Genomic DNA, 12143 nt, shown 5'->3' on the forward strand with positions numbered 1-12143 from the left:
TCGACCTATGAAAGTGCCACTGACACTCCTTGCCGCCAGCCTGTTGCTCGCGGCCTGCAACAGCCCTGCGCCACGCCCCGACAGCGGCGTGCAACCGCCGGCCGCGTGGCAGTCGCCTGAGCATCCAGGCGCCGTGCAGAGCAACCGGCAATGGTGGACGCAGTTCGGCAGCACCGAGCTGGATCGCCTGGTCGAACAGGCGCGACTGAGCAGCCATGACCTCGGCGCCGCTGTCGCCCGGGTCAGGCAAGCCCAGGCCAGTGCGACGATTGCCGGCGCTCCGCTGTTGCCGGAACTCAAGGCCGGTCTCAATGCCAATCGGCAGAAACTGTTGCACGGCAAAGGCTACAGCCAACTCGACGTCAGCCCGGATAATCGCTCCCTGGATTATTACGACACCGAACTGAGCGCCAGTTACGAAATCGATTTCTGGGGCGGTAACCGCGCCGCCCGCGACAGCGCCGTGTTCAGCGTACAGGCCAGCGAATTCGACCGCGCCACCGTGGAGCTAACCCTGCAAAGTGGCGTCGCCAACAGTTACACCCAGGCCTTGGCGTTGCGCGAACAAGCACGCATCGCCGAGCTCAATCTGGCCAACGCGCAAAACGTTCTGCACCTGGTGCAAACCCGCTTCGACGCTGGTAGCGCCACCGCGCTGGAACTGGCCCAGCAAAAAAGTCTGGTCGCCGAACAGCAGCGCAAATTGCCGCTGGTGCAGCAACAGGCTCGCGAAGCCTTGATCACGCTCGCCGCCCTGCTCGGCCAACCGGTGCAGGCTTTGTCGACACCGCAACAGTCATTCGAACAGTTGCAGTGGCCGAACATCGCCAGCGGCGTGCCCAGCGATCTGCTGACCCGGCGTCCGGACATCGCCAGCGCCGAAGCCAGACTGGCGGCCGCTCAGGCTGACGTCACCGTGGCCCGCGCCGCCATGCTGCCGAAAATCACCCTCACCGCCAGCCTCGGCACGGGCGCCGATCTGGCGGCGGATCTGCTGCGCACCACGTTCTACAACCTGTCCTCCGGCTTGACGGCGCCGATCTTCAACAACGGTCGCCTGAGCGCCGAACGCGACAAGGCCAGGGCGCGTCAGGACGAACTGCTGGAAACCTATCGAGGGGCGATCATCAATGGCTTCGCCGACGTCGAAAAAGCCCTCAGCAGCATTCGCGGCCTCGATGAACAACGCCAGTGGCAAAGCGAAGAACTGAGCCAGGCGCAGACCGCGTTCGACATTGCCCAGAGCCGGTATCAGGCCGGCGCCGAAGACTTGCTCACCGTGCTGCAAACCCAGCGCACCTTGTATGCGGCGCAGGATCTGAATGTGCAACTGCGCTTGTCGCGACTGCAGGCGAGCATTGCCTTGTACAAAGCGTTGGGCGGGGGTTGGCAAGTCATCTGAGCGCAAATAAGCGACTGGCCCGACGCCTTCTAGCGAAAGCGCCAGGTCAGGCAACATATCCCCAGGCAAAAAAAATCGCAGCACCAGGCTGCGATTTTTTTTGCCTCTAGAGTTGCCGCCCTTTCACTTTCAGATGCCGCGCGTACCACGGTCGCTGCGGCACTTTGCGGAACAGGTCGGCCATGTTGTCTTCATCGCCAAAGGTGATGCGCAACGCCAGCTTCATGGTCTCCGGGTCCATCTCCACCGAGCGCCCGGCTTGCAACCCTGGTACGGTGCTGCAGCCGTGGGTGTCCGGCCCCAGCCAAGGGTCATCAACCTCGACCCAACGCCCCGGCGCGAACCACGGCACACCGTTGACTTCCAGGCGACTGACTTCGCCCGGATGGAAACGCTCGTGGGCGCGGAACCAGTCTTCGATACGGTCATCGATCCAGCCGTGGAAACGCCAGAACACCGGGTTCACATGAGAGGAAAACGGGTCGCCGAGGAAGTCGTTTTCCGCGGCATACCAGCGCGCGGCAAAATCTGCCTGATCGCGCGCCATCGGCACCGGAATGCCGTTGGATGGATCCCGCGCCACCGACGCCCAGCGCATGTGCAACCAGTCGTGCAGGCCCAGTTCGACTTCCGAACCGAACTGGCCGAGGGTGAGCTTCGCCAGGTAGCGCGGGTCGCGGTACTGCGACTCCCACACCTGGAAATTGCTGTGGTAGGTCTCGGCTGCTTTGATGTCGCTGACCCACTTGGTGTACTCGTCGTCACCCTCGGTCAGCCAGGTAGGCGGCAGTGCGTCGCCGTCGTGATTGTCGAAGTAGCGGGCGAAGCCCAGTCGGTCACGCTCCAGTTCCGGCTGCGGCATCGGGAAAGCCTGCCAGGACGGCAAGTCCTGCATCGAACGGGCCTTGCCGAGCATGTGCCGGTGCATGAAAAAGAAGTCGATGCCTGAGCCGTTGCGATCCTTGCTCGGCCCACGGGCATCGCGCTCTTTGTAGCGCGGGCCGGGTTGCCAGCCGATACCGCGCAGAGCGTCGCGTTTTTTCTCCGAGAGCTTGTGCCACTTGTCGCGGCTGGCGTGCCAGAGCTGGTGGAACAGGCGATGTTCCGGCGCCACCAGCCACGCCAACAGCGTCGGATTCAACCCGGTGCGCTCGCGGGCTTCGGGAAAACGCCGCTTGATGGCGATGAAATGATTGTCCATTTCGGGCAGCGCCAACGGCCGATCGAGGCGCAGCACTTGCCCGGTGAACGTGCCGCTGCCGGCATTGCCGAATGCCGCCCAGACTTCGTCCAGTTTGACTTTGAATTCGTAGACTGGCGGCGCTTGCGGCACATCGGTGCGCATCAGCCGCCAATACATTTCGGCGCCGTTGCCCGGTGCCAGATCGCCGATCACTTGATAACGCGCAGGCGCTTCAGAGCGCAGGTTGACACCGGTATCGAGGAACCCGCGCAAGCCGCGTCCCCGGTGGGCAATGTCGAGAAACAGTTCCAGGCCTTCATGTGGCAAGCCATCGAGGCCGGCCGCAGCGCCGCTGAAACGGATATCCCAGACGCCGCGCAGGTTGTCCGCCAACTGCTGACCGGCGGTATCGGCCAGGTCCACCGTGGCCTCGCCCGGGGTGATCGGAAATTCCTCGCGGGTCAGCTCACGATGTGCATAAAAAGCGGCCGGCAGCGCGGCGCCCGTGAGTGCCATGCCCGCCATGAACCAGCGTCGAGAGATCGTCATTGCCCTACCTGTGTCAGCCATGAAGCAGGCTTTATCCAAGCTAGAACGTTTGCTCGCCGGGGAAATTTATGGCCCCGGCAAAAGATCGCTACGCGCCGTCAGCGCTTTTCCTGCGCGCGACTAAATTAGCCGCCCGGCCACTCGTTCCTCCCAGATAGCAAAGGCCCCTGCGCCTGCACCTCGACGGCGAATCTGAATGAGATGGCAATGACAAAACCGCGTTCGAAAAAGGCTCTATTTATCGGCCTGCCGCTGGCCTTGGCGATCAGCGCCGGCGCAGGGTTTCTGGCCTGGGATTACTGGTTTCGGGACAACCCTGGCTACCCGGTAAAGGTGATGAAGCAGGCGAGCGAATTGCAGGATCGCATCCTCTCGTTCGACAGCCACATCACCGTACCGCTGAGTTTCGGCGCCCATGGCAACGAAGCCGACAAGGACGGCTCGGGCCAGTTCGACCTGATCAAGGCCAATCGCGGGCGCTTGTCCGGCGCTGCGCTGACCGTGTTCGGCTGGCCGGAAATGTGGAATGGCCCGAACGCCCCGCATCGCCCCACCGAAGGTTTTGTCGAAGAAGCGCGCAACCAGCAGGAAGTGCGCTACAAGATCATCACCGGCATGGTCCGCGATTTCCCCAATCAGGTCGGCATCGCCTACACCCCGGATGATTTCCGCCGCCTGCATGGCGAAGGCAAGTTTGCGATTTTCATCAGCATGCTCAACGCCTATCCGCTGGGCAACGACCTGAGCAAACTGGACCTGTGGGCCGGGCGCGGCATGCGCATGTTCGGCTTCAGCTACATCGGCAACAACAGCTGGGCCGACTCGTCGCGCCCGCTGCCGTTCTTCAATGACTCGCCGGATTCCCTCGACGGCCTCTCTGATATCGGCAAACAAGCCGTGCAGCGCTTGAACGACCTGGGCGTGATCATCGACGTTTCGCAGATGTCGAGCAAAGGCCTGGAGCAGGTTGCACAACTGAGCCGCACACCGTTGGTGGCCTCGCACTCGGCACCTCGCGCAGCGGTGGATATTCCGCGCAACCTCAGCGACAAGGAATTGCAACTGATCAAGAACAGCGGCGGTGTGGTCCAGGTGGTCGGCTTCTCGCAGTACCTGAAACCGCTGACCCAAGGCACACAGGACAAACTCAATGCCCTGCGCGCACGCTTCGATCTACCGCCCTTGCCGAACCTGGCCATGGCGCTCATGCCGGGCGATCCGATCATCACGGCCTGGTCGGAACAGAAGCTCGGTCAGTACGCCAGCGGCCTCTACGCCATTCTTGAGGAAGAGCCGAAAGCGACGCTCAAGGATCTCGGCGACGCCATCGATTACACCGTGCGCAAAATCGGCATCGACCATGTCGGCATCTCCTCGGACTTCAACGACGGCGGCGGCATCAAGGGCTGGGAAAACGTTGGCGAAATCCGCAACGTCACCGCCGAGCTGATCCAGCGCGGCTACTCCGAAGCGGACATCGCCAAGCTGTGGGGCGGCAACTTCATGCGCGTCTGGGAGCAGGTGCAAAAAGCCGCGAAACCGGCGTTGATTTCCCGTCAGGACACCGTCAAGCCATGACTGATCGCCGTACCTTTCTGAAACAGGCCGGCGTGCTGGCGGCGAGCCTGCCATTCGGCGCCAGCCTGACAACGCCGGCAATGGCGGCAACGGCGGCAACGGCGGCAACGGCGGCAACGGCGGCAACGGCGCCTGTGGCCTCTGCGGACAAGTGGACGCAACTGCGCCAACTGTTCGATCAGGATCCGCAGGCCATTCACTTCGCCAACTTCCTGATCACCTCCCACCCCAAACCGGTGCGCGAAGCCATCGAACGCCATCGCGCGACGCTCGACCGTAATCCGGGGCTGGCCATGGACTGGGACTTGGGGAGCGACGAACAATTGCAGGAAAACGTGCGGGTCTGGGCCGGCAAGTACCTGCAAGCCAAGCCCGCCCAGATCGCCCTCACCGGCAGCACCACCGAAGGCCTGGCGATGATTTATGGCAGCGTGCAAGTGCGCGCGGATCAGGAAATCCTCACCACCGAGCACGAGCATTATTCCACGCGCAACGTTCTCGATTTCCGCAGCCGCCGCGACGGCACCCGGGTGCGCAAACTCAAGCTGTTCGACAACCCGCACAGCATTTCCCTCGATCAGGTGCTCGACACACTCAACCGCAATATCCGCCCTGAGACCCGCGTACTGGGCATGACCTGGGTGCATTCGGGCAGTGGCGTGAAGTTGCCGATCAGCGCTATCTCGCAACTGGTCGATGAGCACAACCGCGGGCGCGACGACAAGGATCGGCTGATTTACGTGGTCGACGGCGTGCACGGTTTCGGTGTCGATGACCTGAGTTTTCCGCAAATGAACTGCGACTTCTTTATCGCCGGCACCCACAAGTGGATGTTCGGCCCGCGCGGCACCGGCATTGTTTGCAGCCGCAGCGAAGAGCTGAAATACGTCTGTCCGAGCGTGCCGACGTTCTCCGAAGCCACCTCCTTCGCCACCGTCATGACCCCGGGCGGTTATCACGCTTTCGAGCATCGCTGGGCCGTGGACGAGGCGTTCAAGCTGCACCTGCAACTGGGCAAGGCCGAGGTCCAGGCGCGCATTCATCAGCTCAACAGCTACCTGAAGCAGCGCCTGCGCGAACACGCAAACATCGAACTGGTGACCCCGCTCGATCCGCAGTTTTCTGCCGGTTTCACCTTCTTCCGGGTCAAGGATCAGGACAGCGATGCCGTCGCCGCTTACCTGATGCAAAACCGGGTGATCTGCGATGCGGTCAGCCGCGATGTCGGTCCGGTGATTCGCACCGCGCCCGGCCTGCTCAATAACGAAACCGAAGTGGACCGCTTTATGGCCATCCTCAGTAAAAAGCGGCGCGCCTGATCCCCGGCCTCAGTTTTCCTTTCACAGAGACGACTCATGAAAAAGCCTCACGCCTCTTTCTCCTTCAAGGCCCTGCCCGCGCTGGCCCTGACCGCGCTGTGCGCCGGCCTGCTGCCCGGTGCTGCTCAAGCGGCGACACCGCCGGCGCCGGGCAAAGTGTTCAAGGACTGCAAGGATTGCCCGGAAATGGTCGTGTTGCCGACCGGCACCTTCACCATGGGCACCCCGGAAGGCGAAGTCGGCCGCGAGCCGGACGAAGGCCCACGCCACGAAGTGACCTTCAGCAAACCGTTCGCCATCAGCCGCTTCCAGGTGCTGGTCGGCGAGTGGGATGCGTACGTGCGCGAAACCGGCAACAAGCCTTACGACTTCGATGATCGCCCGGGCCGCCGCTGCACCGCCGGCAAACCGGAATTCAAACAGAGCGCCCGCGACCCGGCCGTGTGCATGAATGTCGCCGAAGCCCAGGGCTACATCGACTGGCTGTCGAAAAAGACCGGCCACGCCTATCGCCTGCAAAGCGAATCGATCCGCGAATACGCCGCACGCGGCGGCAGCACCGGGCCTTTCCCTTTTCCGTTCGATGAAGGCAATAACTACCAGATCTCCAAACACGCCAACACCTACGGCGCCGCCGACGGTTACAACTTCACCTCGCCGGCCGGCACCTTCCCGGCCAACGCCTTCGGCGTTTACGACGCCCACGGCAACGTCTACGAATGGACCGCCGACTGTTATCACAAGGATTACTCCGGCGTGCCGAACGACGGTCGTCCGTGGACCCAGGAAAACTGCGAACGCCAGGTCATGCGCGGCAACGATTGGGGCGAAGCACCGGTGTTCTCGCGGTCCGGTAACCGCAACAGCAGCTGGCCAACCAGCAAAGGCGACTGGCTCGGGTTCCGCGTAGTGCGCGATCTCTGAACCTGCCCATCCCGACCGCAGCCCCGCCTGCGGTCGTTTAAAGAAAGTCGGTGACCATTCGTTTTCTTTAAGTACCGGCACTCCCTCCGCACCGAAGCAGGAATCCTCCATGACCAAGCCTACGCGTGGGGCGATCAACGAATTGTTCGCCTTGCTCAAGCCCTTCCGCCTGATCGTCTCTGTGTCCATCGTGCTCGGCATGATCGGCGGCCTGAGCGTCACCGTGCTGCTGGCTACCATCAACAACGCCCTGCATTCGGAGGACGGCCTGACCCGCACCGTGGTGATGATTTTCGCCGGCCTCTGTGCGCTGGCCTTGCTGACGACGATTCTGTCCGACATCGGCACCAACTACGTCGGCCAGCACATCATCGCCAAATTGCGCAAAGAGCTGGGGGAGAAAGTGCTGTCGGCCCCGATCGATCAGATCGAACGCTACCGCAGCCACCGCTTGATTCCGGTGCTGACCCATGACGTTGACACCATCAGCGATTTCGCTTTCGCGTTTGCCCCGCTGGCGATTTCCATGACCGTCACCCTCGGCTGCCTCGGTTATCTGGCGCTGCTGTCCTGGCCGATGTTCCTGATGATGCTGGTGGCGATTGCGATCGGCACGACCATTCAGGCGATTGCCCGGGCCAAGGGCATGCGCGGTTTCTACGCCGCACGCGACTCTGAAGATGAACTGCAAAAGCACTACAACGCGATTGCCGAGGGCGCCAAGGAACTGCGCATCCACCGCCCGCGTCGCCAGCGCATGTTTGTCGCCGGCATTCAGAAAACCGCCGAGAAGATCTGCGACACCCAGATCAAATCCATCAACACTTTCGTGATCGCCAAGTCCTTCGGCTCGATGCTGTTCTTCGTGGTGATCGGCATGGCGCTGGCCCTGCAGTCCTTCTGGCCCAGCGGCGACAAAGCGGTGATGAGCGGCTTCGTCCTGGTGTTGCTGTACATGAAGGGGCCGCTGGAGCATCTGGTCAGCACGTTGCCGATCATCAGCCGTGCGCAGATTGCCTTTCGCCGTATCGCCGAACTGAGCGAACAATTCTCCTCGCCGGAACCGCATCTGCTGCTGGAAGATCAGGGCAAGAAACCCGGTGCCGTCAACAGCCTGGAACTGCACAACGTGCGTTACGCCTTCCCGCCCGTGGAGGGCAGCGAACCGTTCCGCCTGGGGCCGGTGAACCTGCGCATCGAACAGGGCGACATCGTGTTTATCGTCGGTGAAAACGGTTGCGGCAAAACCACGCTGATCAAACTGCTGCTGGGCTTGTACGCGCCAACCGAGGGCGAAATTCGCGTCAACGATCAGCCGATCACCGCGCTCAACCGCGATGACTACCGGCAGAATTTCACGACGATTTTTGCCGACTACTACCTGTTCGACGATCTGATTCAGGGCGACCGCGAGGTCCCGCAGGACGCCACCCGCTACCTCGAACGTCTGGAAATCGCGCACAAGGTCAGCGTGCGCGACGGCGCGTTCAGCACCACCGATCTGTCCACCGGTCAACGCAAGCGTCTGGCACTGATCAATGCCTGGCTCGAAGAGCGGCCGGTGCTGGTGTTCGATGAATGGGCGGCCGATCAGGACCCGACCTTCCGGCGTATTTTCTACACCGAGCTGCTGCCTGACCTCAAACGTCTGGGCAAGACCATCATCGTCATTTCCCACGATGACCGTTACTTCGACGTCGCCGATCAACTGGTACGCATGGAGGCCGGCAAGGTCAGAAGCGAACTGCAAACCGCTTGATCGACGAAGCCGCGGTCAGGCCGGAAAAATAATTTTCCGGTTTGCCGCGGCTTCATCGTCTTAATGAGATGAATAAGAACCATTAACAACTATACCTGCCAAGGTCTTAACCTCATGTCCGCATCCCGTTTCATGCTTCGCCCTCTGACTCGAGCCCTGCTGATGCACGGCGCGACCCGCACTCGACTGGCCGGCACCGGCCTGGGTCTGGCACTGACACTCACGGCAGCGCCGTATGTCCAGGCTCAGGAATGGACCCTGAACATTCCGTCGCAGCCACTGGCGCAGGCGCTGCAAACCCTTGGCCAGCAGACCAGTCTGCAAATCATCTACAGCCCGGAAAGCCTGCAAGGTCTGCGCTCCAGCGCGCTCAACGGCCGCTACCAGGACGATGAGTCGCTCAAGGCGATGCTCAACGGTACCGGCATCCGCTACCAGCGTGATGGCAACACCGTGACCGTCCTCGGCCCGGCCACCGGCAGCGCGATGGAACTGGCCCCGACCAACGTCAACGCCAGCCGCCTCGGCGCCACCACCGAGGGCAGCAACTCCTACACCACCGGCGGCGTGACCATTGGCAAGGGCGTGCACTCGCTGAAGGAAACCCCGCAGTCGGTCACGGTGATGACCCGCAAGATGCTCGATGACCAGAACCTCAACACCATCGAACAGGTGATGGAGAAGACTCCGGGCATCACCGTGTATGACTCGCCCATGGGCGGCAAGTATTTCTACTCCCGCGGCTTCCGTATGACGGGCCAGTACCAGTATGACGGCGTGCCGCTGGATATCGGCAGCAGCTACGTGCAGGCCGACAGTTTCAACAGCGACATGGCCATCTATGACCGCGTGGAAGTACTGCGTGGCGCGGCCGGCATGATGAAAGGCGCAGGCGGCACCGCCGGTGGCGTCAACTTTGTGCGCAAACGCGGCCAGGACACCGCGCACACGCAACTGTCGCTGTCGGCAGGCACCTGGGACAACTATCGCGGCCAGGTCGATACCGGCGGCCCGCTGAACGATTCCGGCACCATCCGTGGTCGCGCCGTGGTCACCGAACAGACCCGTCAATATTTCTATGACGTGGCCAGCCGCAAAGACCAGATCTACTACGGCGCCCTGGACTTCGACCTCAGCCCCGACACCACTCTGGGTCTGGGTTTCGCCTGGGAAGACGTCGACGCCACGCCGTGCTGGGGCGGTCTGCCGCGTTACGCCGACGGTTCCGACCTGCACCTCAAGCGCTCGACCTGCCTGAACACCGCGTGGAACAACCAGCGCAGCAAACGCGCCACCTACTTTGCCGACCTGAAACATCAGTTCAACGATGACTGGTCGCTGAAGGTCGCCGGGGTGTACTCGCGCAACACTCAGGACATGGAATACGCCTTCCCGAGCGGTGCAGTACCGGTCGGTGCGACCGCCACCAACACGCTGATGCTGGGCAGCATTTACGACTACGACCAGCGCGACTACGGCTTCGATGCCTATGTCGACGGCAAATTCGACGCTTTCGGCCAGCAACACGAACTGACCATCGGCGCCAACGCCAGTCGCTCGCACAAGGATGACTTCTACGCCGTTGCCGCCCTGCCCCAACGGCAGAACGTGCTGGACCCGAACCACCACATCCCGCAGCCGGACGAAAGCTACTACCTGGCCAACGCCTCCCGTGGTGGTCCGGTGGACATGCACATCAAGCAATACGGCGCCTACTCCATCGCCCGCCTGAAACTGGCTGATCCGCTGACCCTGGTCCTGGGCAGCCGTGTCAGCTGGTACAAGTCCGACACCGACTCGGTGCAGTACTTCCGTGGCGAAGGCACCCCGGTCGACACCAAGTCCACCGAAACCGGCCAGGTCACGCCGTTCGCCGGTGTGCTGTTCGATCTCAACGAAAACCTGACTGCTTACGCCAGCTACACCGACATCTTCACCCCGCAGGGTGCCTACAAGACCATCGATGGCAGCACCCTCAAGCCTTTGGTCGGCCAGAGCTACGAACTGGGGATCAAGGGTGAGTGGTTCGACGGTCGCCTGAACAGCTCCTTCAACCTGTTCCGCACCATTCAGAAAGATGCCGCCCAGGATGACCCGCGTTGCGAAGACAGTTCTTGCTCGCTCAACTCCGGCAAGGTGCGCGCGCAGGGCTTCGAGGCTGAAGTCAGCGGTGAAGTGATTGACCGCCTGCAATTGCTGGCCGGTTACACCTACACCCAGACCAAGGTGCTGAAAGATGCCGACGCGACTCAGGATGGCGTGGTTTACAACTCCTATGTGCCGCGCCACTTGCTGCGTGTCTGGGGTGACTACAGCCTGAGCGGGCCGCTGGATCGCGTGACGATCGGTGCCGGTGTCAACGCGCAGACCGGCAACTATCGCACTTCGCCGCTGGGCGGTGACAACATTGATGGCGCCGGTTATGCCGTCTGGAACGGTCGCATTGGCTACCGTATCGATGACACCTGGTCGGTGGCGCTTAACGGCAATAACCTGTTTGACAAGCGTTACTACTCGACCATCGGTACCGAAGGCTTCGGTAACTTCTATGGTGATCCGCGTAACTTCGTGATGTCGGTCAAAGCTGACTTCTGATTGCACCGTTTACAAGAAAGCCCCGCATTCGCGGGGCTTTTTTGTCGCCGATACTCGCCCCGGTTGGCTTAGTGTTTGAGAAATTCGGCTACCTTCTGCGCGGCGCTTGTCAAATGCTGGTCATGGGTAAACCCGGAAGCTTTGAGCGGCTTCAAATCATGGTCCCCCGCCGCCAGCCAGAACATCTCGATATTCGGCGATAACGAATACCCCTCGACAGCGTCGCGATTGCCGAGCGCATCCCGCTCCCCCTGCACGATCAACGTGCGAGTTCGCAAGGCAGCCAGATGCGCAACCCGTGGTTTCTCCGGTTTACCCACCGCATAAAACGGATAGCCCAGGCACACCAGCGCGTCCACACCCAGTTCATCCGCAAGCAAACTGGCCATCCGCCCGCCCATGGACTTGCCGCCCATCGCCAGCGGCCCAGCGACATGACGTCGCACTTGCGCGAACACCTCACGCCAACATTCCTGTAATTTCCCCGCGGGATTCGGCGGACGTTTAACCCCGTCCACCCGTCGCTGCGCCATATACGGAAACTCAAAGCGCAACACGTTGACCCCAAGCCCGGCAAGGCGCCGCGCCATGTCGTTCATCCAGTCACTGTCCATCGGCGCCCCCGCTCCGTGCGCCAGGATCAACGTCGCCGCCGCCTCCCCCGCCGCTGCGTCCCACAGCCATCCATGATCCTGCACGCACTGCGCCCATTGATCCCCGTCAATACTGGCCTTGTGCTGTTTGTCCATGCTTGCCTCGCTTTTAGTCTGCCTATAACTCCAGACGAAGGACGCGCTGTTTACGCGCACTTCGGCTGAACCGTGGATGGGGAAC

Annotated in this window: 8 protein-coding genes; 6 read left to right on the forward strand and 2 right to left on the reverse strand. The window is 61.9% G+C overall.

Annotated elements, in window-relative coordinates; all coding sequences use genetic code 11:
- Positions 1 to 7: 7 nt before the first annotated feature.
- Positions 8 to 1402: an efflux transporter outer membrane subunit gene (locus tag ACM6IV_RS12295; RefSeq protein ID WP_414870185.1), complete on the forward strand. Its 1395-nt coding sequence runs from the start codon at positions 8 to 10 to the stop codon at positions 1400 to 1402.
- A 106-nt stretch (positions 1403 to 1508) separates the two neighbouring features.
- Here the strand turns inward: ACM6IV_RS12295 and ACM6IV_RS12300 are convergent, their stop codons facing one another.
- Positions 1509 to 3134: a PvdJ/PvdD/PvdP-like protein gene (locus ACM6IV_RS12300; protein ID WP_414870186.1), complete on the reverse strand. Its 1626-nt coding sequence runs from the start codon at positions 3132 to 3134 to the stop codon at positions 1509 to 1511.
- A 207-nt stretch (positions 3135 to 3341) separates the two neighbouring features.
- Here ACM6IV_RS12300 and pvdM point away from each other — a divergent pair, with 207 nt between their 5' ends.
- The 5 genes from pvdM to ACM6IV_RS12325 all read left to right on the forward strand — a co-directional run bounded on the left by pvdM (position 3342) and on the right by ACM6IV_RS12325 (position 11309).
- Positions 3342 to 4712 carry a pyoverdine-tailoring dipeptidase-like protein PvdM gene (pvdM, locus tag ACM6IV_RS12305; RefSeq protein WP_414870187.1) on the forward strand — a complete coding sequence of 457 codons (1371 nt, stop codon included), beginning with the start codon at positions 3342 to 3344 and terminating at the stop codon, positions 4710 to 4712.
- Positions 4709 to 6031: an aminotransferase class V-fold PLP-dependent enzyme gene (locus ACM6IV_RS12310; RefSeq protein WP_414870188.1), complete on the forward strand. Its 1323-nt coding sequence runs from the start codon at positions 4709 to 4711 to the stop codon at positions 6029 to 6031. Before pvdM ends, ACM6IV_RS12310 begins: the two co-directional genes overlap by 4 nt.
- Before the next feature lie 36 nt (positions 6032 to 6067).
- Complete coding sequence (locus ACM6IV_RS12315) at positions 6068 to 6955, forward strand: formylglycine-generating enzyme family protein (RefSeq protein ID WP_414870189.1); 888 nt, start codon at positions 6068 to 6070, stop codon at positions 6953 to 6955.
- A gap of 109 nt (positions 6956 to 7064) precedes the next feature.
- A complete protein-coding gene (locus ACM6IV_RS12320) occupies positions 7065 to 8714 on the forward strand; it encodes a cyclic peptide export ABC transporter (RefSeq protein ID WP_414870190.1) in 1650 nt (549 codons plus the stop codon).
- 114 nt (positions 8715 to 8828) lie between these two features.
- Positions 8829 to 11309, forward strand: a complete 2481-nt coding sequence (locus ACM6IV_RS12325; RefSeq protein ID WP_414870191.1) for a TonB-dependent siderophore receptor — start codon at positions 8829 to 8831, stop codon at positions 11307 to 11309.
- Between the two features lie 68 nt (positions 11310 to 11377).
- Here ACM6IV_RS12325 and ACM6IV_RS12330 read toward each other — a convergent pair whose 3' ends face one another.
- On the reverse strand, positions 11378 to 12058 hold the full coding sequence (locus tag ACM6IV_RS12330) for an alpha/beta family hydrolase (RefSeq protein WP_414870192.1): 681 nt from the start codon (positions 12056 to 12058) through the stop codon (positions 11378 to 11380).
- Between the last annotated feature and the right edge of the window lie 85 nt (positions 12059 to 12143).

The sequence above is a fragment of the Pseudomonas sp. IT-347P genome (genome assembly GCF_949768005.1).
GTDB lineage: Bacteria > Pseudomonadota > Gammaproteobacteria > Pseudomonadales > Pseudomonadaceae > Aquipseudomonas.

Excerpts from the sequence above, each read along its gene's own strand:
- ACM6IV_RS12295 (WP_414870185.1), top strand. The coding sequence starts at position 8 with ATGAAAGTGCCACTGACACTCCTTGCCGCCAGCCTGTTGCTCGCGGCC.
- pvdM (WP_414870187.1), top strand. The coding sequence starts at position 3,342 with ATGACAAAACCGCGTTCGAAAAAGGCTCTATTTATCGGCCTGCCGCTG.
- ACM6IV_RS12330 (WP_414870192.1), bottom strand. The coding sequence starts at position 12,058 with ATGGACAAACAGCACAAGGCCAGTATTGACGGGGATCAATGGGCGCAG.
- ACM6IV_RS12315 (WP_414870189.1), top strand. The coding sequence starts at position 6,068 with ATGAAAAAGCCTCACGCCTCTTTCTCCTTCAAGGCCCTGCCCGCGCTG.
- ACM6IV_RS12310 (WP_414870188.1), top strand. The coding sequence starts at position 4,709 with ATGACTGATCGCCGTACCTTTCTGAAACAGGCCGGCGTGCTGGCGGCG.
- ACM6IV_RS12320 (WP_414870190.1), top strand. The coding sequence starts at position 7,065 with ATGACCAAGCCTACGCGTGGGGCGATCAACGAATTGTTCGCCTTGCTC.
- ACM6IV_RS12325 (WP_414870191.1), top strand. The coding sequence starts at position 8,829 with ATGTCCGCATCCCGTTTCATGCTTCGCCCTCTGACTCGAGCCCTGCTG.
- ACM6IV_RS12300 (WP_414870186.1), bottom strand. The coding sequence starts at position 3,134 with ATGACGATCTCTCGACGCTGGTTCATGGCGGGCATGGCACTCACGGGC.